Origin of the sequence: Listeria sp. ILCC796, assembly GCF_900186175.1 — a bacterium.
Taxonomy (GTDB): domain Bacteria; phylum Bacillota; class Bacilli; order Lactobacillales; family Listeriaceae; genus Listeria; species Listeria goaensis.
This window is the reverse complement of the sequence record NZ_FYBV01000005.1, coordinates 129,328-155,590: the sequence shown is the minus strand read 5'-3', so window position 1 is coordinate 155,590 and position 26,263 is coordinate 129,328. Positions and strand designations below refer to the sequence as shown.

21 protein-coding genes and 1 pseudogene are annotated in these 26,263 nt (G+C 40.4%); 1 reads left to right on the top strand and 21 read right to left on the bottom strand.

Going from position 1 to position 26,263, the window contains the following annotated elements:
• Positions 1 to 41: 41 nt before the first annotated feature.
• The 21 genes and pseudogenes from queA to CFS04_RS07415 all read right to left on the bottom strand — a co-directional run bounded on the left by queA (position 42) and on the right by CFS04_RS07415 (position 25,085).
• Entirely contained in the window at positions 42 to 1,070 is a 1,029-nt protein-coding gene (queA, locus tag CFS04_RS07515) for a tRNA preQ1(34) S-adenosylmethionine ribosyltransferase-isomerase QueA (protein ID WP_088810022.1), read from the bottom strand.
• The gene (gene ruvB, locus CFS04_RS07510) at positions 1,067 to 2,080 is read right to left on the bottom strand and encodes a Holliday junction branch migration DNA helicase RuvB (protein WP_088810021.1); all 1,014 of its coding nucleotides are present in this window, start codon (positions 2,078 to 2,080) and stop codon (positions 1,067 to 1,069) included. The genes queA and ruvB overlap by 4 nt, the downstream gene beginning before the upstream one ends.
• Positions 2,081 to 2,093: 13 nt before the next feature.
• Positions 2,094 to 2,696 (bottom strand): Holliday junction branch migration protein RuvA, encoded by a 603-nt coding sequence (gene ruvA, locus CFS04_RS07505; RefSeq protein ID WP_088810020.1) that lies wholly within the window; start codon positions 2,694 to 2,696, stop codon positions 2,094 to 2,096.
• A gap of 72 nt (positions 2,697 to 2,768) precedes the next feature.
• On the bottom strand, positions 2,769 to 3,704 hold the full coding sequence (locus tag CFS04_RS07500) for an L-lactate dehydrogenase (protein WP_088810018.1): 936 nt from the start codon (positions 3,702 to 3,704) through the stop codon (positions 2,769 to 2,771).
• Between the two features lie 67 nt (positions 3,705 to 3,771).
• Positions 3,772 to 5,118, bottom strand: a complete 1,347-nt coding sequence (locus CFS04_RS07495; protein WP_088810017.1) for an aldehyde dehydrogenase — start codon at positions 5,116 to 5,118, stop codon at positions 3,772 to 3,774.
• 49 nt (positions 5,119 to 5,167) lie between these two features.
• Positions 5,168 to 5,893, bottom strand: a complete 726-nt coding sequence (locus CFS04_RS07490; RefSeq protein WP_088810015.1) for a YebC/PmpR family DNA-binding transcriptional regulator — start codon at positions 5,891 to 5,893, stop codon at positions 5,168 to 5,170.
• A 99-nt stretch (positions 5,894 to 5,992) separates the two neighbouring features.
• Complete coding sequence (gene rny, locus CFS04_RS07485; RefSeq protein WP_088810013.1) at positions 5,993 to 7,555, bottom strand: ribonuclease Y; 1,563 nt, start codon at positions 7,553 to 7,555, stop codon at positions 5,993 to 5,995.
• 292 nt (positions 7,556 to 7,847) lie between these two features.
• Entirely contained in the window at positions 7,848 to 8,897 is a 1,050-nt protein-coding gene (recA, locus tag CFS04_RS07480; RefSeq protein ID WP_088810012.1) for a recombinase RecA, read from the bottom strand.
• A gap of 255 nt (positions 8,898 to 9,152) precedes the next feature.
• Positions 9,153 to 10,406 carry a competence/damage-inducible protein A gene (locus tag CFS04_RS07475; protein ID WP_088810010.1) on the bottom strand — a complete coding sequence of 418 codons (1,254 nt, stop codon included), beginning with the start codon at positions 10,404 to 10,406 and terminating at the stop codon, positions 9,153 to 9,155.
• Between the two features lie 78 nt (positions 10,407 to 10,484).
• Positions 10,485 to 11,063 (bottom strand): CDP-diacylglycerol--glycerol-3-phosphate 3-phosphatidyltransferase, encoded by a 579-nt coding sequence (pgsA, locus tag CFS04_RS07470; RefSeq protein ID WP_088810008.1) that lies wholly within the window; start codon positions 11,061 to 11,063, stop codon positions 10,485 to 10,487.
• Positions 11,064 to 11,139: 76 nt separating this feature from the next.
• Positions 11,140 to 12,099, bottom strand: a complete 960-nt coding sequence (locus CFS04_RS07465; RefSeq protein ID WP_088810007.1) for a RodZ family helix-turn-helix domain-containing protein — start codon at positions 12,097 to 12,099, stop codon at positions 11,140 to 11,142.
• Between the two features lie 37 nt (positions 12,100 to 12,136).
• Complete coding sequence (gene ymfI, locus CFS04_RS07460; protein WP_088810005.1) at positions 12,137 to 12,868, bottom strand: elongation factor P 5-aminopentanone reductase; 732 nt, start codon at positions 12,866 to 12,868, stop codon at positions 12,137 to 12,139.
• 107 nt (positions 12,869 to 12,975) lie between these two features.
• Positions 12,976 to 14,265, bottom strand: coding sequence for an EF-P 5-aminopentanol modification-associated protein YfmH (gene yfmH / locus CFS04_RS07455; RefSeq protein ID WP_088810004.1), 1,290 nt, complete (start codon positions 14,263 to 14,265; stop codon positions 12,976 to 12,978).
• Positions 14,246 to 15,530: pseudogene (gene yfmF, locus CFS04_RS07450) on the bottom strand (EF-P 5-aminopentanol modification-associated protein YfmF). Before yfmF ends, yfmH begins: the two are co-directional and overlap by 20 nt.
• Positions 15,531 to 15,655: 125 nt before the next feature.
• Positions 15,656 to 16,606, bottom strand: a complete 951-nt coding sequence (locus tag CFS04_RS07445; RefSeq protein WP_088810000.1) for an ABC transporter permease — start codon at positions 16,604 to 16,606, stop codon at positions 15,656 to 15,658.
• On the bottom strand, positions 16,603 to 17,646 hold the full coding sequence (locus CFS04_RS07440; protein WP_088810048.1) for an ABC transporter permease: 1,044 nt from the start codon (positions 17,644 to 17,646) through the stop codon (positions 16,603 to 16,605). The genes CFS04_RS07445 and CFS04_RS07440 overlap by 4 nt, the downstream gene beginning before the upstream one ends.
• 10 nt (positions 17,647 to 17,656) lie before the next feature.
• Positions 17,657 to 19,195, bottom strand: coding sequence for an ABC transporter ATP-binding protein (locus CFS04_RS07435; protein WP_088810047.1), 1,539 nt, complete (start codon positions 19,193 to 19,195; stop codon positions 17,657 to 17,659).
• 355 nt (positions 19,196 to 19,550) lie between these two features.
• Entirely contained in the window at positions 19,551 to 20,627 is a 1,077-nt protein-coding gene (locus CFS04_RS07430) for a BMP family protein (protein WP_088809999.1), read from the bottom strand.
• Positions 20,628 to 20,927: 300 nt separating this feature from the next.
• Positions 20,928 to 23,228: a DNA translocase FtsK gene (locus CFS04_RS07425; protein WP_088809997.1), complete on the bottom strand. Its 2,301-nt coding sequence runs from the start codon at positions 23,226 to 23,228 to the stop codon at positions 20,928 to 20,930.
• 150 nt (positions 23,229 to 23,378) lie between these two features.
• Entirely contained in the window at positions 23,379 to 23,945 is a 567-nt protein-coding gene (locus tag CFS04_RS07420; protein WP_088809996.1) for an ATP-dependent Clp protease proteolytic subunit, read from the bottom strand.
• A 213-nt stretch (positions 23,946 to 24,158) separates the two neighbouring features.
• On the bottom strand, positions 24,159 to 25,085 hold the full coding sequence (locus tag CFS04_RS07415; RefSeq protein ID WP_088809994.1) for a YitT family protein: 927 nt from the start codon (positions 25,083 to 25,085) through the stop codon (positions 24,159 to 24,161).
• Positions 25,086 to 25,286: 201 nt separating this feature from the next.
• Here CFS04_RS07415 and CFS04_RS07410 point away from each other — a divergent pair, with 201 nt between their 5' ends.
• Positions 25,287 to 26,252 carry a rhodanese-related sulfurtransferase gene (locus CFS04_RS07410; RefSeq protein WP_088809993.1) on the top strand — a complete coding sequence of 322 codons (966 nt, stop codon included), beginning with the start codon at positions 25,287 to 25,289 and terminating at the stop codon, positions 26,250 to 26,252.
• Positions 26,253 to 26,263: the final 11 nt, after the last annotated feature.

Genomic DNA, 26,263 nt, shown 5'->3' with positions numbered 1-26,263 from the left:
CATAACGAAAATAAACATAGAAAACAAGGTTTTTCACAAAATTAATGGATAAACATCGCATCGCCAAAACTAAAAAAGCGATACTTGTCTTCTACAGCATGCTGATACGCTCGCAAAATATTTTCACGCGTGGATAAAGCGGAAACGAGCATGATGAGTGTCGACTTCGGTAAATGGAAATTAGTAATTAACGCATCTACCGCTTTAAACGTATAGCCGGGGAAAATAAAAATATCCGTCCAGCCAGAATCGGCTTTTAATTCGCCGTCAAATTTTGTTGCAATTGTTTCTAGTGTCCGAATGGAAGTCGTACCAACAGCCACAATTTTTTTGTCGCTTGCTTTCACTTGATTTAAAACCGTTGCAGTTTCTTCCGTCAGACGATAAAATTCCGAATGCATTTTATGGTTTTCCGTATCGCTAACGTCTACCGGACGAAACGTGCCAAGACCAACATGGAGCGTCACAAAACACACGTGAACTCCTTTAGACCGAATCGCCTCTAAAAGTTCTTCAGTAAAGTGCAGACCCGCAGTTGGAGCGGCAGCAGAGCCATTTTCGCGCGCATAAACCGTTTGATAGCGGTCCTGATCGCTTAGCTGCTCTTTAATGTAAGGCGGAAGCGGCATTTCTCCGAGGTTTTCGAGCACCTCATAAAATATGCCCGTATAGTGAAACTCCAAAATACGACCACCATGCTCAAGCTCCTCAACACACGTCGCCGAAAGTTCACCCTCACCAAATGTGATTTTCGCACCTACACGAATGCGTTTCGCAGGCTTCACAAGCGTTTCCCACTTATTTTCTTCTTTTTGTTTTAATAAAAGCACTTCGATATGTGCGCCCGTCTCCTCTTTAATTCCGTGGAGGCGAGCAGGTAGAACGCGCGTATCATTTAATACAAGCGCATCTCCTTCGTTTAAATAATCGATAATATTCGTAAATTTTTTATCGCTTAAATCCCCCGTTTTTTTGTCCAGCACCATTAAGCGACTTGACGTGCGGTCAAGTAATGGCGTTTGAGCAATGAGGGATTCTGGCAAATCAAAATCAAAATCTTCAACTTTCATTCATGGACACCTTTTTCGTTTTGAATTCCAAAATGGTCGTACGCTAATTGTGTTGCGAGCCGACCTCTTGGTGTACGTTGCAAAAAACCAATTTGCAGTAAATATGGCTCATGCATATCTTCAATCGTTTCGCGTTCCTCACCGATGCTTGCTGAAATTGTATCAAGTCCAACTGGGCCACCACGAAATGATGTCATAATCGTTTGCAAAAGCTTCTGGTCAATCGTATCAAGTCCGCGCGGGTCAACACGTAGAAGCGTTAGCGCATCTCTTGCTACTTCATAAGAAACAAGTCCATCGCCTTTAACTTCGGCAAAATCACGCACGCGTTTTAATAAACGATTGGCAATCCGCGGGGTTCCGCGCGAACGCCTAGCAAGCTCAAGCGCGCCGTCTGCATTAATTTCCGTCGTTAAAATTTTAGCCGTCCGTAAAATGATATCCATCAATTGTTCTTCCGTATAAAATTCCAAGTGGTCAATTACACCAAAGCGGTCGCGCAGTGGCGCCGATAATTGCCCTGCACGCGTTGTCGCTCCAATCAGCGTAAATGGTGGTAAATCGAGGCGTACCGACCGCGCAGATGGCCCGTTTCCGATAACAATGTCCAAACAATAATCCTCCATCGCAGGATAAAGCACTTCCTCAATGGATTTTGATAGCCGGTGGATTTCATCAATGAAAAGCACATCGCCCGGTTCGAGTGATGTTAAAATTGTCGCTAAGTCCCCTGGACGTTCAATCGCGGGTCCACTTGTCGTTTTGATGTTTGTTCCAAGCTCGTTCGCAATGACCATCGCAAGCGTCGTTTTCCCCAAACCAGGAGGGCCGTATAAAAGCACATGATCCAGTGCTTCTTCCCTTCTTCTTGCTGCCTCAATAAAAATGCCAAGATTATGTTTGACCTTGTCTTGACCGATGTATTCTGCAAGCAATTGTGGCCGCAAGCTTGTTTCAAACGAGATTTCTTCAGGACTCACATTTTCGGAAGAAACAATACGCTCATCCATGCCACATCCCTCCTTAATTTGTCATTAATTTCAAAGCTAGTTTAATATAGCCGTCACTTGTAAGCATCTCATCTTGCAGTTTCGGCACGATTTTCTTCAGTTCGCGCTCACTATAACCGAGTGCCTGTAAGGCAAGAACCGCCTCCTCGAGCTGCGGCGGAAGCCCATCTGTAATTTCTTTTTTAGCCACAAAATGAGGAATCTCACTTGTCACCACGTCGCCTAATTTTCCTTTTAGGTCAAGGATAATCTGACGCGCTGTTTTTTTCCCAACACTAGGGAATTTTGTTAAATACACATCGTCTTCGATTTCAATCGCATTAATAAGCTGCGTAGCATCTCCTGCGGCCGTTATAGCGAGCGCGCTTTTAGGCCCAATTCCTGAAACACCGAGCAGTTTTTTAAACAAATAACGCTCTTCCGTCGTTTGAAATCCGTAAAGCGTAATATTATCTTCACGAACATGTTGATGTAAATAGACTTTCGCTTCTTTTCCTTCTTGCGCCGCAAAAGCAAACGGGTTGCCGGCAACAATTTGGTAGCCGACCCCGTAAACTTCTACAACGATATATTCAGGTGTAATGGCCGCAACTTGGCCTTTCATATAATCATACACGTCAATTCGTCCCTTCTGTCATACCATACCTTTCATGATAGCATATTACGAACATTTGTGCTAACAATCGTCTTACAGTTGTGCAATGCAGTCTTTAATGACATGTGCTGAATGCTTGAATGCCTCTTCTTCCTCGCCGTTCAGCTTTAACTCAATAATTTCTTTGACGCCGTCCTGATTAAGAACCGCTGGAACACCAATCGCCAAATCGCGCTCCCCGTATTCGCCTTCTAACACACACGACACCGTAAGTGCACGTTGACTTCCGCTAAAAATATGCCGACAAATCTCAACGATTGTGCCACCAATTCCGTATTCCGTACAACCCTTTTGGTGATAAATTTCAAAACCAGTATCGCGTGCAATCTCCCCGATTGCTTTCAAATCAAGAGAATCGCCTAGCTTCTCCGCGCTATATTCGTTCACCGGTTTCCCGTAAATGGAAGAATGCGACCAAACAGGAAACTGCGAATCACCATGTTCACCTAAAATGAAGGCATCAATACTTTGCGCCGCAATATCAAGACGCTCCGCGAGTAGCCTCCGAAGCCGCGTTGTATCAAGCCATACACCAGTACCTAAAACGCGATTTTTAGGTAGCCCTGATAACTTCCAAACTTGATAGGTAATGATGTCACAAGGATTTGTAGCCACCAAAAAAATGCCATTAAAGCCTCCTTTCATCATTTCCGGAACAATACTCGCAACAATTTTCGATGTGCTTTTTTGCTCATCAAGCCGCGTTTGCCCTTCCTTTAAAGCACCTGCTGTCACCGTAATGACCGCAATATCCACATCTTTACAATCTTTTGCTTCACGTACAGAAATATCCATTTTTCCCGGAATAAACGCAGCCGCATCAGCCAAGTCTTTCCGATTTCCTTCCACACGATCTTGATTTATGTCAACTAAAATAAGCTCTTCAATAAAACGCTGATTCACAAAAGCGTGAGCCGCTGCAGTTCCAACGTTCCCCGCCCCAATAATCATAACTTTCCGTGGTTTCATTCGTTTACTTCCCTTCATTATTTCACTACGCTCTCTATTCTACAAAAAAAGTAGAAGCTTCCGCAACTTATTTTAAAAAGAAACGCAATAATTTTTCCCGATATTTCGAATTCGGATAACGAAATTTCATATCAAAAGCAGTCGTCTGCCGCAGCACACTTTTCTCGTGCGAAAACGTCCGAAAACTGGCTTCCCCGTGATAGTTCCCCGTGCCGCTATCACCCACACCCCCAAACGGCAAATAAGGCGTAGCAATGTGCATCAGCGTATCATTAATGCACACACCACCAGAAGATGTTTTAAAAAGAAACTTCCGCTCGATTTTTCGACTTGCAGTAAAAAGATAAAGCGCAAGCGGCTTAGGACGCTCACGAATAAACCGAATCGCATCTTCTGTCTCCGCAAAACGAATGAGTGGCAAAATCGGACCAAAAATTTCCTCCCGCATCACAGGACTATCCAAATCTGGCGCTTCCAAAAGGTACGGCGCCATTTTCAAATTCGCTTCATCGACGAATGCATCTGGCACATAGCTTTGAAGCCGTTTAAAATGCGCCTCGTTTACAATCCTTCCGTATGCTTCATTCATCAGAGGGTTTCCACCGTAAAGTTCCGTTATCGCTTCTCGAAGCTCCGCTTTAAATTCATCATAAATGTCGTCCTGAACTAAAACATAATCCGGTGCAATGCACGTTTGCCCAGCATTCACCCATTTTCCGAAAGCAATGCGTTTTGCAGCCAGCTTCATATTTGCATCGTTCATCACAACAAGCGGACTCTTTCCACCAAGTTCAAGCGTGACAGGAGTCAAATGATTCGCCGCTTTTTGCATCACAATTTTCCCAACGTGCGTCGAACCCGTAAAGAAAATATAGTCCATTTTTTGATCTAGCAATTCCGTCGTCACGTCCACGCCACCATTTACAACCGCAATGATTTCTTCACGAAAGCGCGATAAAACGTGCATCAGCACTTGTGCTGTATGAGGTGCGAGTTCCGATGGTTTTAAAATCACCGTATTCCCAGCTGCAATGGCCCCAATCAGTGGTGCGAGCGCTAATTGGTACGGGTAATTCCACGGGGCGACTACAAGCACCGTACCGTACGGCTCACGCTGAATAAACCCCTTGGAACCAACATGCGTCAAGCTCGTCTTCACTTTCTCGACACGCATCCATTTTTTCAAATGCTTTAAAGCAAAAGAAATCTCTTCATAAATAATCCCAATCTCTGTCATGTATGCCTCAGAATTGCTCTTCCCCAAGTCCTTTTCGAGTGCTTCCAAAAACAGTTTTTCGTTTTCTTTCAATAGCATCGCCAAATTTTCAAGCGTTGTTTTTCGGTGTAGAAAACGCTTCGTATGCCCCTCATCAAAATAAGCTTTTTGCCGCCCCATAATATCACTAATTTGCATGGTTTTCCCTCCTAAAAAAGGCGCCACATTTTGTCGGCACCTCTCTCGTTTAGTCGTTATTCGCGTTTGTATAAACTTCTTGCACATCATCATCGTCTTCTAAAATGCTAATCATCTTGTCAAATTCAGCGCGCTTATTTTCTGGAACTTCCTGATAAAGCGTAGGTTGCATCGTAAGTTCTGCCGCTTCAAATTTTAAGCCTGCCTGCTCCAACTCATCTTTCACCACCGTAAAATCCGCTGGCGCCGTAAAGACTTCAAACGCTTCATCACTCGTAATAATATCTTCAGCGCCCGCCTCAATCGCAAGTAGCATGAATTCATCTTCACTGAGGTCTAAATTTTCCCGCAGCACAACTAAGTAGCCTTTCCGATTAAACATATAAGCCACACTACCCGTTTCCCCTAAACTGCCGCCATTTTTATTGAAAGCAACGCGCACATTCGTCCCCGTACGGTTTTTATTATCCGTAAGCGCATGCACCAAAACAGCCACACCACCTGGACCATACCCTTCGTAGGAAATTTCGTCATAGTTTTCCCCCGCCTGATTGCCAGCCGCCTTTTGAATTGCGCGTTCCATATTATCATTTGGCATATTCGCCGCTTTCGCCTTATCCATAACAAGTCTGAGTGCAGGATTTAATGCGGGATCAGCTCCACTTTTCGCCGCCACATAAATTTCCTTGGCAAGCTTCTGAAAAACCTTCGCCCGTTTTGAATCCTGCGCATTTTTTCTTCCTTGAATATTCTTCCATTTTGAATGCCCCGCCATAATCCGCTCACTCCTTCATTAAAATTCTAACGTATTCAATCTAGCCATGCAAGTTTATAGGCAAAAGAAAAGCACCCAGATTTCTCCGAGTGCTCTTCTTTATTTCGCGTATTCAACCGCTCTTGTTTCCCGAATCACCGTTACTTTAATGTGTCCCGGATAATCAAGTTCTTCTTCAATACGTTTGCGAATATCTCTAGCTAGGCGATATGATGCTAAATCATCAATTTCGTCTGGCTCAACCATAATCCGAACTTCACGTCCAGCTTGAATGGCATACGATTTTTCAACACCCTCGTAAGATTCCGAAATTTCTTCCAGTTTTTCTAAACGACGGATGTAATTTTCAAGTGTTTCACTACGCGCGCCAGGTCTAGCAGCAGAAAGCGCATCCGCAGCAGCAACTAAAACAGCAATGACAGATGTCGGCTCAGTATCCCCGTGATGGGAAGCAATACTGTTAATGACAACATCATTTTCTTTGTATTTCGTCGCTAATTCGACACCAATTTCAACGTGACTACCTTCAATCTCATGGTCAATTGCTTTCCCAATATCATGAAGTAAGCCAGCGCGTTTTGCCAGTGTCACATCTTCACCAAGCTCCCCAGCTAAAATTCCAGCCAGTTTAGCAACTTCCAGTGAATGATTTAAAACATTTTGTCCGTAACTTGTACGGTAACGCAAACGACCTAAAATTTTAATTAAGTCTGGGTGAATCGAATGAATCCCAATTTCGAAAGTAGCTTGTTCCCCAACTTCACGGATGTGCTCATCCACTTCTTTACGTGCTTTGTCGACCATTTCTTCAATACGTGCCGGGTGAATTCGTCCATCTTGAACTAATTTTTCCAGTGCAATTCGCGCAATTTCACGGCGAACCGGATCAAAACCTGATAAAATTACAGCTTCTGGCGTATCATCGATAATTAAATCAATACCAGTTAGCGTTTCAAGCGTACGGATATTTCGTCCTTCACGACCAATAATTCGACCTTTCATTTCATCGTTTGGAAGTGTTACAACAGATACTGTCGTTTCAGCAACATGATCTGCCGCACATCGTTGAATGGCAAGTGATAAAATGTTTTTCGCTTTTTTGTCCGCTTCTTCCTTCGCCTTGCTTTCAGATTCCTTCACCATGATAGCTGTATCATGAGAAAGCTCCTCTTCTACTTGGTTAAGGATGACTTTTTTCGCTTCTTCTTTAGTGAGTGCGGAAATGCGTTCGAGCTCATCTTGCTCTTTTTGAATCATCTCATCAATTTTGCTTTCCTTCTCTTCAATATGTTGTTGTCGTTTACTGATATTCTCCTCTTTTTTCTCGAGTGTACCTTCTCTTTTACTTAAAGAAGTATCTTTACGGTCGAGGTTTTCCTCCCTTTGCAATAAGCGATTTTCTTGTTTCTGTAACTCTCCTCTTCGCCCACGAAGTTCATTTTCGATTTCAGTACGTACTCTATGGCTCTCTTCTTTTGCTTCTAGCAACGCTTCTTTTTTCGTTGTTTCCGCCTCTTTTTTAGCATCTTCAACGATTAATTCAGCTGTTCCACGAGCAGCAACCAGTTTCTTTTCAGAACTAGCTTTATAAATAAGTGAGCCGACAACCAAACCGACGATTAAGAAAAGCAAACCGGAGATGATTGCGACTACTACGCTCATCCTTACACCTCCTTCGCTATTCAGTTTTCGTTATCATTATGTCGGTGGCCAAAAATGATTGGCACAAAGTGTATTTTCTATCATTAGCTGGATAGACTCCAACTTTACTAAAAAGCAGTTTTATTTTCCATCATCACTCTTTAGCAAATGTAAAATATACAATCTAATTTTATATTTGAATATACGTATTGTCAAGGAAAGGGCAGAATAATACGAGAAAAAATACCTTTTCGCCTGTTTTATACAAAAAGCCTAGTTTATATTCAACTATAAACTAGGCTTTACTTTTATTTTATTCGTCTTCTAAAAGACTAAATTCTTCATCTGCATCTGGTGTACTAGCTTGTTCTGAACTCGCGTCAATGCCATACTCCGCACGAACACGCGTTGAAATTTCATCCCGAATTTCTGGATGCTCTTTTAAGAATTGTTTCGCGTTTTCACGACCTTGACCAATACGTTCCTCATTGTAGGAGTACCATGAACCGCTCTTATTGATTACATCTACTTCAGAAGCCATATCAACAAGTTCACCTTCACGAGAAATTCCTTCCCCGTACATGATATCTACTTCAGCCACTCGGAATGGTGGTGCCACCTTGTTTTTAACGACTTTAATTTTCGTTTTATTCCCAATCACTTCGGTTCCTTGTTTCAACTGTTCAGCGCGACGAACTTCTAAACGAATTGTCGAATAGAATTTCAATGCACGTCCACCTGGCGTTGTTTCTGGATTACCAAACATTACACCAACTTTTTCACGAATCTGGTTGATGAAAATCGCAATGGTTTTGGATTTATTAATAACACCTGATAATTTACGCAAAGCTTGCGACATCAAACGAGCTTGAAGACCTACATGGGCGTCCCCCATCTCCCCTTCAATTTCCGCGCGTGGAACTAATGCAGCAACGGAGTCAATAACTAACATATCTACTGCGCCACTTCTTACAAGTGCTTCTGCAATTTCAAGCGCTTGTTCACCTGTATCTGGTTGTGAAAGCAATAATTCATCGATATTGACACCTAAATTTTTCGCATATGTTGGATCTAAAGCATGTTCAGCATCAATAAAGGCAGCTGTTCCACCTTGTTTTTGCACTTCAGCAATGGCATGAAGGGCAACGGTCGTTTTACCAGAACTTTCTGGCCCGTAAGTTTCAATAATTCTTCCTCTAGGATACCCACCGACGCCTAAAGCAATATCAAGAGCTAATGAGCCGCTTGAAACAGTGGAAATATTTTGGTCACTATGTTCACCTAATTTCATAATAGAACCTTTACCAAATTGTTTTTCAATGGATTTTAAAGCTTGGTCTAAAGCAGCTTGACGATCGTTCACGTTATTGCCTCCTCTATATATCTCTCTTAGTCATATTTCTCAATTTGAAATTCTCTTAATTTAAATTCCTAAAGTAACTATACCTTATTTCAAATTAAGAATCAAGCAAAAAGCGAACATTTATTCGCATTTTTTAAAAATCGCTTTTTAACATTCTCACACAAGTATTATAACGCGTGCTATAGCTGTTCGTCCAACTCTTTTTTCAGCGCCGTTTCTTACTTTTTACAGTACTTCACAGCCTTTTCGCCTTAATCAAAAACCCATCTTTTCCGCTAAAAAGTGATTAATAATTTGAAATCCTTGTTTTACCGCACGATTTCGATTATGATTCCGATCTCGCCCAAAAACAAAAGAATATGTTTCCGTTTTGAAGCCTGCAACACTAAGGCCAATAAAAACTGTTCCTGGTAAGTGTCCATCTAATTCACCTGGTCCAGCTACGCCAGTAAAACTAATTCCCATTTTTGCATCACACAGCTTGCGTATATTTTCAGCCATCGCTTTCGCACATTCTGAACTTACTACGCCGTGTTCAGCAATAATATTTTCTGAAACACCAAGAACATCCTTTTTCATTTCAGTGCTGTATGTCACCATACCGCCTTTAAAAATATCCGATATACCTGTTGTAGCTCCTAATTCAGCTTGAAAAAGCCCTGCCGTTAAACTTTCGGCCGCAGAAATCGTTATTTTTTCTTTTAACAACTTCGAAATGACTACATCTGCAAGGGACGCCTCACCGTAACCATATAAAAATTCACCATCTCGTTTTAAAATTTCCTGCTCCGTTTCGAAAAGTAATTTATTCGCTTCTTCTTTTGTTGCGGCTGAAGCTGTAATTCGAATTTCAACTTCATTATCCGTTGCATATGTTGCGATAGTCGGGTTCGTCTGCTTCTCAATTAAATCATGTAAATCAGCAGCTAGTTTTGACTCGCCGATACCGAAAAAATGCATTATTTTCGACTCTAAATGAACTGCTTCCCCTAGTGAACTTTTGAGGAGCGGTTTCGCATACTGCTGAAACATTGGCTTCATTTCCGACGGAGGTCCAGGCAGGAGCATATAATTTTTGTTTTCCAACTCGAAAAACATGCCCGCTGCAAACCCAAAGTCATTTTGTAAGACAGTGGAACCTTCAATGACTAGCGCCTGCAATTTATTGTTTTCCGTCATCGCCCGCTTGCTTGCGGCAAAGTAGTTCGTTATTTTATCTAGATGAAACGCATCCTCCACCAAATTTTTATGAAGATGACTCGCTAAAACTTGTTTCGTCAAATCGTCTTGCGTTGGCCCTAAGCCGCCAGTAAAAATAAGGAGGTCACTCCGCTTCTCAGCAATCGTAATGACTTCATGAAGGCGCTCAGGATTATCTCCTACCACCGTATGATGATAAACAAAAATGCCAACATTCGCTAACTCTTTGGATAAAAAAGCGGCGTTTGAGTTTACAATTTGACCCATTAAAATTTCTGTTCCGACCGCAATGATTTCTGCACGTACCATATCCACACCCCTTTTAATTTAACGAGAAAAAACAAAATACTTCCTCCAAAAATTGCTTGGCTGAAGTATTTCTGTTTGTTACATAGAGCCTTTGAAAACTCCACGATTTTTATAAAAATAGTCGATTCCCGACCAAACTGCGAAAAATGCGCAGACATATAGGAAAATCATATCGACGCGAATTCCCGTCCAAGCAAATGGGAAATTGTCTAAAAACATTAACGGAATTGCAATCATCTGTGTAAATGTTTTTATTTTTCCAAGTTGCCCAGCAGCAAGCACTTCGCCTCCCTCAACAAGAAGTAAACGCAAGCCTGTTACGGCAAGTTCACGGCTAATAATTAAAATGACAATCCAAGCTGGCGCGATATTCATTTCGACCAAAATGATAAATGCCGCTGTAACAAGTAGTTTGTCCGCCATTGGATCCGCAAATTTACCAAAATTGGTAATGAGATTGTATTTCCGAGCTAGGTGCCCATCAAACCAATCCGTTAGTGCCGCAACAACAAAAATGATTGTCGCAATTAAACTTGTTACAGGAATTGTAGAATCCAACCATTCAACATTTCCCCATGAAAATGGCACAACACAAATAATGACAAAAATCGGAATTAAAATAATACGTGCCACCGTGAGTTTATTAGGTAAATTCATTCTTCCATCTCCCATCTTTTACTATTATTCATAAAGAAAGTATAGGCAAGCAATCACCTATACCTCTTTTATGTTACTAATTAGATGTCGTTGAACTATTTGTACTGTCATCACTATTGTCTTGAAGTGTCACAGTTAATACTTGCTTCACTAGCGTTGGTGCAAGTTCGAGCGTTTCGCCGTTTATTTTAACAGTAGTTACAGGGGCATTACCAACAACAATCGAAATGGTTTTGTTTTCACCACCATCAATGGCTTCACTCTTTTCCCCGTCTTTTAAAATACCGTTATAAATGTTAGCGCCTGCTTCTGTAGAAACGCCTACCCAGCTATCGCCACCAGATGCTGATAATTCAATCGTTAGCTTATCCGCATTTGCGACTGTATACGTTGTTGCATTACCTTGTGTTTCACCTTTTGTAATCGTAACTTGTTTGTCTTCCTCTTTTTTCGCTTCTTCTTCTTTCTTCTTAGCATCAGCAGCTTTTTGCTCTTCTTCTTTTTTCTTCGCCTCATCATCACTATTAGTTGATTTTTTTGTCGAAGAACCGGTATCGTCCTGAACTTTAACCGTTTGATTATCGTTCGTCGAAGTCACCTGATCATCATTTGATTTATTGGCAAAAACAAAATACCAAATAATAAAGAGAATAAACAGGATAAAGAGCGCAATAAGCACTTTTGGTAAAATATCAAAAAAACGATTTCGCGTTGAAGCAGACCCGCCAACAGAATGCGTTGTAAGTGGCGCCGCCTTTTTTTGTGCCCTACTTTGCTCTTGGTTCACCACTTCTTGTTGCGAATAAGGAACTTCCGATTCGAATTCAGTAAATAATTCTGCGCTGTCTAAATCGACTGCTTCCGCATATTGTTTAATAAAAGCACGCGTATAAAATTTACCAGGCATAACCGAATAGTTGCCCTCTTCAATTGCAACTAAATATCTTTTTTGAATTTTAGTAATTTGCTGTAAATCATCCAAACTGAGTCCTTTTTCTCGACGTGCAGCTTTCAGTTTGTCGCCTAAATCAGTCAATATAAAACACCTACCATATTAAATCTTAATTTATCTATCACATGTTCCAGCCACCATTAACACCCAGAGTCTGTCCAGTAATATAATTATTTTCATCACTCAGCAAATAAGAAGCGGCATTTGCAACATCAACAGGTGTAGCAAGTCGTCCTAACGGAATTTCCTGCTTTAAGTCAGCCTTTTCACTTTCAGAAAAACGCTCTAGCATCGTCGTATCTACAGCGCCTGGTGTAATCGCATTGACGGTCGTTCCAGTATACGCTATTTCTTTGCTTAACGCTTTTACAAAAGCAAGCTGTGCACCTTTCATTGTTGAGTATACAACTTCCATTGCTGCTCCAACTTCTCCCCAAATAGAACTTATAAAAAGAATTTTGCCACACTCGCTCTTTTGTATTTTGGGTAAAAAAGTGCGAACTAAGCGGAGCGGCATTTCAACATGTATTTGATAAAGATGTTTCAATGATGCATCTGAACTATCCATAAAAAGTGTATATTCAGATTCCCCAGCAGCATGAACAAAAACATCAAGTTGAAAAATGGAGTCCACAATGTTTATTAAACTTTCAGGATTTCTAAAATCAGCTTGGATTGGAAAAATATCGACTTGCGAATTAGCAAATTCAGCCATAATTTCTTTAATACTTTCGAAATTCTTGTGATAATGCAAATAAAGATGGAAACCATCCTTTGCAAGACGCCTCGCAATTGCTTGTCCAATTTCACCACTTGCTCCAGTTATAAAAGCATATTTATATGTTTTATCCATTTTAAAACTCCCTGAAAACCTATTAAATTCATAATAGCATGACTTCGTTTATAATACCATTTTTTCGTTGAGTTTGCTCATAAAAACTTGAGATTTTATACTTTTCTTTAATTTTGTTCAGGTAAAAGGGTGAAAGTTGTAATTTTATCCTCATCAGCCAGAGATTGGATAAAAGAATCGATGTCCGATTTAGTCACCGCTTCAAGTGCTTCTGGAATATCAAATAATGAGGCATCTTCTAAAATATATTGACTAAACTGATTGGCAATAAATTCAGGTGAATTAAGCGATCTCAAAAATTGCCCGATTTTTTTACGCTTAACAAGTTCTATCGTTTCTGCTGATACACCTTCTTTGGCGCTTTTAAAAATAGCGTCTTGAATCGCTTTTGACTGTGCATCAGGGTCCTCGGCATCCCCACCAATAATCACAAACGAAAAGCTGTCTTGTAGCGAATAATCAAACCCAAATGTGTCATCAATGACGCCCGCATTGTAAAGGTTTAAATAGTTTTCTGATGTTGTTCCAAATAAAATTTCTAGCGCAATATCCGCCGTCATTTCATGTTTAACTGCTTCAAAACCACGCAATAACCCGATATCCTCTTTCACGCCCACTAAAACTTTCGCTACTTGCACAGGAAATGATACATTTCTATGCTTCATAGCCACTTGTTTTTGTTCGTTCGGGAAAGAACGTTTTATTTCAGCTGGCGGAGCAAACGATTTTTCACTTTGATTTTTACGAATGTCTGCCATCATTTCCTCTGGCTCAAGTTGTCCGACAACAAATAACACCATATTGCTTGGATGATAAAACGTGTGGTAGCAAAGATATAGCAAATCTTTGTCGATTTCCGCGATGGATTCAACCGTTCCCGCAATGTCAATTTTAACTGGATGCTCTTTATACATATTTTCAATTACGCCGAAATAAGCGCGAAAGTCAGCATCATCGTCATACATTCGAATTTCCTGACCGATAATTCCTTTTTCCTTCTCAACCGTTTCTTTTGTAAAGTAAGGTTCTTGTACAAAATTAAGTAGTGTTTCTAAGTTTTCCGGAATGTTTGATGTCCCCGAAAACAGGTAAGCGGTTCTAGTAAAAGATGTAAAGGCATTTGTAAAAGCCCCTTTTTCCCCGAATTTAAAGAAGATATCGCCTTCCTCTTTTTCAAACATCTTATGCTCTAAAAAGTGAGCAATACCGTCTGGAACATGTTTCATTTCCGTTTCGCCAAGTGGAACAAAGGTATTATCAATCGAACCGTAATTCGTTGTAAAAATCGCAAATGTTTTACTGAATCCTTTTTTGGGCAGCAAGTACACTTTCAAACCATTATCAAGCTGTTCATGATAAACGCTTTCGCCAACTTGTTTAAAATCGATTTTTTCCATCAAACTCACTCACCTTTCTCCAAGAAATAAATCGTATCTTCTTGAATTTTTTGTATCGCGGCAACAACTTCTGCTTTTGTCGTCGCTCTAATTTTTCGGATCCAATTTTCAAGCGTTAAATCGCTCTTTTTAAGCACGTTACTATACGCCAGCTCAATTAGTCCTTGGGCGCCGTCACTTGTTTCAAGCAATTGGTTGATATACAATTCTTTTGTTTGCTCAAGCTCTTCTTCCGTAAAATCTCCAGCTTTCATTGCGGCGACTTGTTCTTTAATAATCGTCATTGCTTGTTCGCGATTTTTTTCGTCAATGCCTGCTGAAATGAGCATAAATCCTTTAAAGGAATCTACTCGGCTAGAGGCATAATACGCCAGACTCGCTTTTTCACGGACATTGATAAAAATTTTCGAATTCGCGTAGCCACCCAATAAGCCGTTTGCAATTTGCAGTGGGACAAAATCAGGGTCACCGAATAAAACGCCCGTATGGTAGCCTAACACGAGCTTTGCTTGGTTGATGGGTTGGTTTTCGGTAATCAAACGTTCAGCAGTTGCTGGTTTTGACGGGACAACCGTTAGCTCTTTCATTTCGCGTTCACTAAAACCTAATTTTTTCACAAAAGGAGCTACTTCATCACGTGACAAATTACCACATATGAACAGTTCAATCGTATCTTCGCGAAGAAATTCTTGATAATAAGAATAAAGATTTTCTGCGGTGATACCCTCAAGCTCTGAAAGAATGCCCGCAGCCGGATATTGAAAAACGTCATCTGCGAACATTTCCTCGATAAGGCGCATATTCGCATAACGAATTTTATCGTCATAAACGCTCTCAAGTCGACTCTTCAAGTTCACTTTTTCCCGAGCAAACGTTTCTACATCAAAAGCTTTTTCAGACACATTTGGGTTGAAAAACACTTCGTTTAAAAAAGCAAACGCATCGGCTAAAAGTTGTTCTCCTTCTGGCACAAGCTGCCCGTCCACCATATCTAAGACAGCCGTAATGATATGCTCATTGCCTTTTTTCTCGACCGAAGTAAAAAAATTGGCGCCGTACAAATAAGCAAGCCGCCGCCTAAAGGTCGTTTGCGTTTTATATGTAGCATTATTCGTTTCAAGCATCATAGCAAGAAGCGATCGTTTCGTAATTGTTTCACGTTTTAACGGCGAACGAAACTTAAATACAATACGATTTGATTTAAATTTTCCCGTTTGAATAAATGTTGTATGTATTGTTCCTAATTTTTCTTGATAATAATCCATATTGAAGGCTCCTTCCGATTTTACCCTACCCCTCATTTTAGCGTAACTGCTGCGGAAGTACAATTCTAAAAGCTGAGCCTCTGCAAAATGCAGAGGCTCAGCTTGTGCGCATATTTATAAGGGTATTATTTTCCTTTAATGTAATTGATGCCGTCTGCTTTTGGCGCTTCTGCTTTACCAATGAAGCCGACAAGTGCCAAGATTGTTAAGACGTAAGGTGCAATTTGTAAATAGATATCTGGGATTTCTTTGAAGAATGGCAATGAGCCTCCCGTGATGGCAAGACATTGTGCAAATCCAAAGAAAATAGCAGCGCCCATTGCGCCAAGCGGATTCCATTTACCAAAGATCATGGCAGCTAGCGCCATGTAACCTTGTCCTGAAATTGTTGCATGACCGAAGTCTAACGTAAAGGACTGTGCGTATACAGCACCACCTAGGCCACCTAAAATACCAGAAATAATCACACCTTGATAACGCATGAAGCGTACTTTTATCCCCATCGTGTCAGCCGCAAGCGGATGCTCCCCAACCGAACGAAGACGAAGTCCAAAACGTGTTTTATAAATGATGAACCAAGAGAGTATTGCGAATAAAATCGCCACATAACTCATAACTGGCACATTCATGAAGAAAATTTCACCAATGAATGGAATATCTTTTAAACCAGGAATATCCGGTTTCCCAAAATAATAGGTGATTTGATCCGTTTGACCTTTATCATAAATGACTTTTACGAGAAAAAGTGAAAGTCCTGTAGCTAAAAAGTTAATCGCTACACCCGAAATAACATGATCAGCACGGAAATTAATCGTTGCAACTGCATGGACAAGGGAAAATATCCCACCAACAAGCATCGCTGCAATTAGTGATATCCACGGAGTTAACGCACCAAAGACATCTTGAAAAGTAAGGTTAAAGACGATTGCCGAGAATGCACCCATGACCATCATACCTTCTAGCCCGATGTTAACGACACCGCCTCGTTCAGAATAAACGCCGCCAAGTGCTGTGAAAATTAGTGGTCCTGCCATGAGTAACGTACTGGAAACTATCGTTGCTAAAATCGCAGTCATTCTGCTTTCGCCCCTTTCTTAAATTTCGCCATCGTCCAACGAATGATATAACTAGATGCTACAAAGAAAATAATAAGGGCGATGATGACATTAACTAATTCATTTGGAACTCCTGCAACAGCTGGCATATTGAGCGCACCAATTTTAAGGGCACCAAATAGTAAAGCCGCGAAGATAATTCCAATCGGAGAGCTTCCGCCGAGTAGGGCTACGGCGATTCCGTCAAAGCCGATACCAGGCGAGGCACTCAGGACGTATGCATTTCCATATGTACCAAGGCCTTCCATAACGCCGCCAAGTCCTGCTAGACCACCTGCAATGACCATTGACATAACGATTGTTTTCTTAACGCTCATTCCGGCATACTGGGAAGCGTTTTCGTTAAAACCAACTGCTTCAATTTCATAACCAAATGTTGTTTTATTTAGCATCAGCCAAATAATTAAAGCGAAGCCAAGTGCAATTAAAATCCCCCAGTGCAAGGTCGAATATTGTGTGATTTCTTGCAAGAACGCGGATTGTAGCGAAGCACTTTCGCCAACAGTTTTGGTTTTATCAAGCCCATCGGTTAAGAGATTTTGAACGACATAGTTGAAAATATAAAGCGCCGTATAGTTAAGCATGATAGTTACAATAACTTCATTTACGCGCAAAGTTGCTTTTAATATCCCTGGAATGAACGCCCAAAATGCGCCAAAAAGGATACCGGCAATAACGGCTAGTGGCAAATGAATCCATTTCGTTAAGCCGTCAAATTGTAGCGCGACGATAATCGATCCTAGCCAGCCCATAAGCATTTGCCCTTCTGCTCCGATATTGAAAAGCCCTGCTTTAAACGCAACCGCTACTGAAAGCCCGACTAAAATGTAAGGCGTCGATTGACGAATGGTTTCACCAATGTAGTAAGGTTGACCGACAACGCCGTCAATCAGAGCGGAATAACCAGCAATTGGATCATAGCCAAAAACAAGCATGATGATAGCTCCGGAGATGAGTCCCAAAATAACGGCAGTCACGGGAATAACAAGTGCATTTAACATACTTTTGACTTTACTCATGAACTTCTTCCTCCGTTTCTGCCTTTACTTTCGAGCCAGCCATTAAGAGTCCTAGTTCTTGTTCCGTTGTTTCTTCTGGCTTCACGATAGCTACGATTTTGCCTTCGTAAATAACCGCGATTCGGTCACTCACATTCATAATTTCATCAAGTTCAAACGACATTAAAAGAACCGCTTTTCCTTTATCGCGCTGCTCAATCAAGCGACGGTGAATAAACTCGATTGCCCCAACATCTAACCCACGTGTTGGTTGAGCCGCAATAAGAAAATCAGGGTCGCGACTTACTTCCCGAGCTATAATCGCTTTTTGTTGATTCCCCCCTGAAAGGGCTTTTGCTGCCACGTATTCGCTACTTGCGCGCACATCATATTCTTCAATTAAACCACGCGCAAAATCATACATCGCTTTATGATTTAAAAAGCCTTTACTTGAGATTGGTTTCTTATAATACGTTTGAAGCGCAATATTTTCGCCTAAACTCATCTCGAGCACTAAACCATGTTTATGGCGATCCTCTGGAATATGTCCTAACCCAGATTCTGTAATTTTACGCGGTTTATTGTTTTCAATAGATTGTCCGTTTAATTTAATCGTGCCTGCCGAAACTTTTGTCAAACCGCTAATGGCTTGAATCAATTCACTTTGTCCATTTCCATCTACACCAGCAATCCCAACAATTTCTCCTGCACGAACAGACAAGTTTAAACCACGGACGCTTTCAACGCCTCGTGCTTCTTTTACTACTAAGTCTTTCACTTCAAGAACATCTTTACCGGGAGTAGCTGGTTTTTTCTCCGTTGTAAAGACGACTTCACGACCAACCATCATATTCGCTAGTTCTTGTGGATTTGTTTCGGAAACATTAACAGTTCCCATTCCTTTACCACGTCGAATAACAGTGACACGGTCACATACATCCATAATTTCTTTTAATTTGTGCGTAATTAAAATAATCGATTTCCCTTCTTTAATTAAAGCGCGCATAATTTGAATGAGCTCTTTAATTTCTTGCGGCGTAAGCACCGCTGTTGGTTCATCAAAAATTAAAATATCTGCACCACGATAAAGTGTTTTTAGAATTTCAACACGTTGCTGCATTCCAATTGAGATATCTCGTACAACGGCATGCGGATCTACACGTAAACCATAACGATCAGAAATTTCTTGAATTTCTTGAATGGCCTTTTTCTGTTCAATGACGCCAAATTTATTAGGTTCTTTACCTAAAATAATATTTTCTGCCACTGTGAATTTGTCGACAAGCATAAAGTGTTGGTGGACCATTCCAATACCGAGATCATTAGCTTTATTTGGGCTATGAATATCTTCTTTTTGACCTCTTACGCGAATTTCACCACCATCTGGTTCATACAAACCGAATAGTACGTTCATTAGTGTCGACTTTCCTGCGCCATTTTCACCTAACAAAGCATGGATCTCTCCCTGCTTTAACTGTAAGGTAATGTTATCGTTAGCTACAAATCCAGAAAACTCCTTTCTGATTCCTAACATTTCAATAACATAATCCACATTCTCACTCCCTTTATCCGCTTCTTCAAAACGGAAAAACAGCCACTCGCGCATTTCTCACGAAAGACGCCGCCTCTCCCCGATCAGTCTAAAAGCGATTCTCGAGTTTTTTATCCGTTTATATCAATGCACTTTTCTGTAAAAATATGTATGTACGATAAATCCTAGTATCAATAAAAAAGGCATCACTTTATTTTATTTCTATTTGCTTTCCAATGCAATCATAATTTATAAAAAAACAAAAATATCTTTTGGGTTTCTTAGTAAAAGGGTTTACCTATCACTAGAAAGCGGTTTCATTTAGAAATTGAATGACAGGCCGCCAGTGGAGGCGGCCTTGCCAGTCTTTATTTCATCACGGTTTTTCTGGAACTTTAATTTCACCATCAACAATTTTTTGCTTATATTCGTCAACTTTTTTCAGAATATCAGCAGAAATATTTTCTTGATGTGGAGATAGTCCAACAGCATCCTTATCTAAACCATATTCGATTTTCTCGCCGCCAGGGAAATCCCCTGCTTTAGCACGAGTAGATAAGTCTTTAACAGCGATATCAACACGTTTAATTTCAGAAGTTAAAGTAACATTGTACTCTTTACCATCGTTTGCTTTAACTTTTCCTTCGTCCCATTGGTCACGGTCAACACCGATTACCCAAACAGCACGGCTAGGATCTTTTTTCTTCAAGTTTTTCGCTTCTGCAAACACACCGTTACCAGTGCCGCCAGCAGCATGGAAGATAACATCTACGCCGCTTGAATACATTGTCGAAGCAATTTGTTGTCCTTTATCTGCTTTTGCAAAATCATTTGCATATTGAACATCAATTTTCGCATCAGGATTTACAGCTTTTACACCTTCAGTGAAACCAGCTTCAAAACGGTCAATAACTTCACCCTTAACACCGCCGACAAAACCAACTTTATCAGTCTTCGTAGTAAGTCCAGCTACTACACCAACTAAGAAAGATCCATCATTGTCTTTAAATCCGATACTTACAACATTATCACGATCATCAATGTTATCATCGACAATAGCAAAGTGATTATCTGGATTTTGCTTAGAAACTGTTTCAATCGCTTCTTTTAATTTGTAACCAATACCGAAAATTAAATCATAATCAGAACGAACAGCTGTGTTTAAGTTTGTTTTGTAATCAGCTTCAGATGCAGATTGCAAGTAGTTATAGCCATCTGTACCTTTTTTCATGTCGTTATCTTTACCGAACGCTTGAAGACCTTCCCAAGCTGATTGGTTAAATGAACGATCATCTACACCGCCAGTATCAGTAACCATAGCAACAGTGAAGTTTTTATCACTATCTTTGCTACCTCCGCTTTTACTATCCGAATCATTCGAACCACAAGCTCCCAAAACTAAAGCAGAAGCTAAAACTGTTGTTAGTGCTAAAGCAAATGTACGCTTTTTCACCTGCAAACCCCTCCCAAGAGATAAAATGTCAGCTAGATTTAACGGTTTACTACGAACATTCGTATCTTTTTAGGATATGTAAGTTCCCTTTTTGCTAAAAACGAAAATTCTTTGTAAACGTATACCTCTAACTGTTTTTAATATACCATGTTCTGCCTTAGAAATAAACAATGAAAGTCACATTTTTTAAATACAAGTAAATTCCGAAAATTTATTTTTATTCTAAACCCGTTCACTTAGTAAGCGTTTACATTTATTTCTAAAGAAAAACCAGTTCAAAAAATGAGCTGGTTTTCGTTATTATTCTTCCCCTTCAATTCGTTCAACGTTCACTCGGCGGGGTTTACTACCTTCATGTGGACCGACTACTCCGCGTTGCTCCATCTCGTCAACGAGTCTAGCAGCCCGGTTATAGCCAATTCTGAATTTCCGTTGTAACATCGAAACAGAAGCGGTTTGCATCTCTATGACAAGCTGGACGGCTTCATTGTAAAGTTCATCTTCACTTTCTTCTGCTACATCAGGCACATCATCTGGAATCATTTCTTCGTTATACTGCGCTTTTTGTTGCGCAATCACGAAATTCACCACTTTTTCTACTTCTTCATCGGATAAAAACGCACCTTGTACACGTGTTGGCTTACTTGAACCTACAGGTAAGAACAACATATCACCACGGCCTAGTAACTTCTCAGCGCCTCCCATGTCTAGAATTGTTCGCGAATCCGTTGCGCTAGAAACCGCAAAAGCAATGCGTGAAGGAATATTTGCTTTAATTACACCCGTTATGACATCTACAGAAGGACGTTGCGTTGCAATAATGAGGTGGATACCAGCGGCACGCGCCATTTGGGCGAGTCTCGTAATGGCATCTTCCACATCATTTGAAGCAACCATCATTAAATCAGCAAGCTCATCGACAATGACGACAATAAATGGCAATTCTGCTTGTTTTTCTTCATTTTCTTCGTTATGGCGGCGAACATGTTCATTATATCCTTCCATGTTTCGTGTCCCAGTATGTGAGAACAAATCATAGCGTCGTTCCATTTCAGCGACTACTTTTTGCAAGGCTTGTGCCGCTTTTTTCGGATTGGTTACGACAGGTGCTAATAAGTGTGGAATGCCATTATATACATTTAGCTCGACCATTTTAGGGTCAATCATCATCATTTTCACTTCATGCGGCTTGGCACGGAGTAAAATACTTGTGATGATGCCATTAATACAAACTGATTTCCCGCTACCTGTTGAACCTGCAACGAGTAGATGAGGCATTTTGTTTAAATGGGCTAACGTTGCCTCGCCGGAAATATCACGCCCGAGCGCAATTTGGAGTTTATCTTCAGGTTTATTTTGGCTGTTATTCTCAAGCACTTCACGCAATGTGACGACTGCCACATTTTGGTTGGCAACTTCAATACCAATAGCCGATTTCCCTGGAATTGGTGCCTCGATACGGATATCTTTCGCTGCAAGGGCAAGCGCAATATCGTCGTTTAGCGAAACAATTCGGCTTACTTTCACACCAACTGCGGGTTGCACTTCATATTTGGTAACAGCGGGTCCTAAATGCACCTGTGTTATTTTCGCCTTTACACCGAAACTTTCAAATGTTTCTTCCAGTTTCCTAGCATTCGCTTTAATTTGGTCATACTCCGCAGATTGATCGGTCGGCTTAGCTTCTACCAATAAATCAAGAGAAGGCAATTGATAGATTTCATTTTCAAAAGACTCTTGTTCAAATTTCAATTCAGCTTGAACAACTTCCTCTTTTTTCTCCTCCGCGATAGTTTCTACAACAGGTTCTGGAGCTTGATTTTGGCTGAAATTAGAAATAATCGGTGGCAATTTTTCTTCGACGTTTTCTTTTTTAGGTTCCTCAGCTAGTTCTTTTGGTAATTCATTTTCTTTTGGTAATTCATTTTCTTTTGCTAGCTGTTTTTGCTCGCGCTCAGCTTTTCTTTCTTTGCTTTTTTCATTCCAAGCTTTGCATTTTTGGACGACGAAAGTTACCGCTTGTTTGACTTTTTCTTTCACAACAGCAAGCGGAACTCCAGAGGCAAAACACAAACCTACGAAGACAAGAATAAGTCCGATTATATTTGTTCCTACTTTAGACACGAGAAAATAAGTAATCGAGGACACGAAAGCCCCAATCATTCCGCCCCCAACGGTTAGGACAGTGCTTGGGTGAATGAGGTTTGTGAACGCAACTTCCCAAGAATATTCCAAAAACGCTCTGTCTGCTGGAAGGTTTTGCGCGATAAAAGTCATATGTAAAAGGGTTGCGAGTCCGATAAATATTAAGTAAATGCCAATGAGTCTTTTCGAAAACATTTTCGGTCGCACGCGTTTAATCATCAAATAGCCACCGAGAATAACAAGGCCAATTAGCAGGCCATAGCTAAGCGAGCCAACTAATAGTTCGCCGAGCGCGTAGACGTGTTGGCCGATAAACCCTAATTTGAATATACCAACGAGTCCTAATGCAATTAAAATAAGACCTGTAATTTCGAAACGAAAAATAGGATTATTTTTTTTCTTTGAACGCGAATTTGTTCGTTTGCGCGTCGCCGTTTTTTTCTTTTGAGTTGCCAATATTTTCCCCACCTTATTCTCAGTTTCTCATGAAAATCCTGCTTTATTATAACATATTTCAACTTCGCTTGACTCATTCAAAAGTCCTATTTACCAAACAAATGTACGTAAAAAACCGCAACACTTAATGGAAAAGTCGCGGTTTTCTTGTTACAATTCGGCACCACTTTGAATAATTTTATTGACAATGCCGTATTCAATCGCTGCATTAGCAGAAAGCCAAAAATTACGATTGGTGTCTTTTGCAATTTTGTCAAGCGGTTGTCCAGTTGCTTCGCTAATCATACGGTTAATTCGTTCACGCATTCTAATAATTTCACGCGCTTCAATTTCGATTTCGCTATTTTGACCTTGCCCCCCACCAAGAGGCTGATGAATCATGTAATGCGTGTTCGGCAAGCTAAAACGATTTTTCTTTTTAGCTGCTAAATAAATTGTGATGCCTGGACTAGCCACCCAGCCAGTGCCGATAATACGGACTTCCGGTTTGACAAAACGTATCATATCATGAATTGTATCTCCTGCTTCAATATGGCCACCTAGGCTATTAATAAAGATTGTAATCGGATTATCATTCAAAGATTCTAAAAGCAACAACTGACTAAAAACTTCTTTGGCTAAATCTTGATTAATTTCGCCGTATATTAAAATGGTCCGATTATCAATCATTTTTCGTGTTAATAAATGATTAATGTCTTGGTTTCTGTCTACTTCCATTCTGCACTCCTCTTCAAAACAATTTATTTGTTCATTGTACCTTTTTGAGCAAACAAGTTCAAAAGATATGTGTAGTAGACTATAGAAAACTTCAAAATAAAACGCAAGCACACCTTCCACAGACAATGAACGAGAGAATTTGCGTGCATTGAACTAACAGTTTCCCCGAGGCCAGAAATCCGAAATTTGCTGTTTGTCAGAGTTCGGTGCATTTTATAAATGCGGCGTCCGTTTCGGTCTCATTTTACCGCCGCGGACTTCTGACATACTTCCGCCAACTGCCAAAAAGGCCTCTGGATCAATGTCGTCTAAAATCGCTTTTAATTTGACTTCTTCAAACCGAGAAATAATAACAAAAATCACTTTGCCCGTATGGCCTGAATAACCGCCAGTAGAATCAAGATAGGTCACACTTTTGCCAATTTGCTCCATAATTTCAAGCCCAATTTCTTCATAGTACTTGCTGATAATAAAAGCACTTTTTGATTCGTCCATTCCTTGAATGACAATATCAATGACTTTATACGCTAAAAAGTATGTAATGAGAGAATACATCGCTCTATCCCAATTAAAAGCAAATCCTGCTACACAAAAAATAATAATATTGATGACCATAATGATTTGTCCTGTAGAAAAAGGCGTTTTACCATTAATGATGATGGAAACAATTTCCGTCCCGTCAAGCGCCCCTCCGTTACGAATTACAAGTCCCACGCCTAGTCCAAGCGTCACACCGCCAAAAACAGTTGCGAGCAGTAAATCATCTGTTACAGGTTCAAAATCATGCAGTAAAAGTGTCACAATAGACATGACCGCAATGCCATACAATGTGAATAAAGCAAATACTTTACCAATATGCCGGTAACCGAGAATAAAGAAAGGAATATTTAAAACAAAGGTTAATATACCTAGAGGAAGCGGCGAAAGTTGCGAGATAATAATGGAAATCCCCACTACGCCACCATCTAAAATTTGATTATTTACGAGGAAAAGTTCAAGGCCGACACCCATTAATATTGCGCCGACAGTAATAATAAAAATTTTATAGAACAGCCACTTTATTTTTTTACGCCTACGAATCTTCACTTCTCGTAATGCTTGTTCTTCTAAAAAATCCGAGTTTACTTGCAAAGCCATCACTTCCTGTTTTCCGCATTTTATCTCTTTTTAGTATAGCATAGCCACTTTTAAGTTGTATAGAAACTTCATTTGGTGAAGTACTTTTACACTTGCCGAATTCTCCTTACTTATAGTAAGATAAAAGGTGCGCAACTTGTGGAGAATAGCATAACAATGCGTATCTTTTCACATAATAAATTAATAAAATAAGGGTGATAAAAAATGAGTGACTATCAAGTGTTGTTATACTACAAATACACGACAATTGATGATCCTGAAACATTTGCAAAACAGCATAGTGCTTTTTGTAAAGAAATTGGATTAAAAGGAAGAATTTTAGTAGCGACCGAAGGGATTAACGGAACAGTTTCAGGCACAAAAGAAGCTGCCAAGCAATATATGGAGCATATGCATGCCGACGCTCGCTTCCAGGATATGGTTTTTAAAATAGATGAAACCGACAAACATGCCTTTAAAAAAATGCATGTCCGGCCTCGTACGGAAATTGTATCGCTTCATTTAGAAGATGATGTAAACCCTCTCGAAGTAACGGGAAACTACATGGCACCTGAAGAATTTCGCGAAGCTCTAAAAGATCCAGACACGGTTGTCCTAGATGCAAGAAATGATTATGAATTTGATTTGGGACACTTTCGCGGTGCCATTCGTCCAGATATTAAAGCATTCCGCGACTTACCAGAATGGGTAGAAGAAAATCGCGAACAATTTGATGGTAAAAAAATCGTTACTTACTGTACAGGCGGAATTCGTTGTGAAAAATTTTCTGGCTGGCTGAAAACGGCAGGATTTGAAGACGTTTCGCAACTCCACGGCGGTATTGCCACATACGGCAAAAACGAAAATACAAAAGGCGATTTATGGGACGGCATGATGTATGTGTTTGATGAACGTATTTCTGTACCTATCAACCGTGTTGAACACCGAGTTGTTGGCCGTGACCATTTTGACGGGACACCGTGCGAACGCTATATTAACTGCGCGAATCCTTATTGCAACAAGCAAATTCTTGCTTCAGAAGAAAATGATGAAAAATATTTGCACAGTTGTTCTCATGAATGCCGCGTTCATCCTGAAAACCTCTATGTAAAAAATAACCACCTTTCTCAAGAAGACCTAGAAACTCGCCTTCTTGCAATTGGCGAAACGTTATCAAAATCCATTCGTTAAATGGAAAAAGC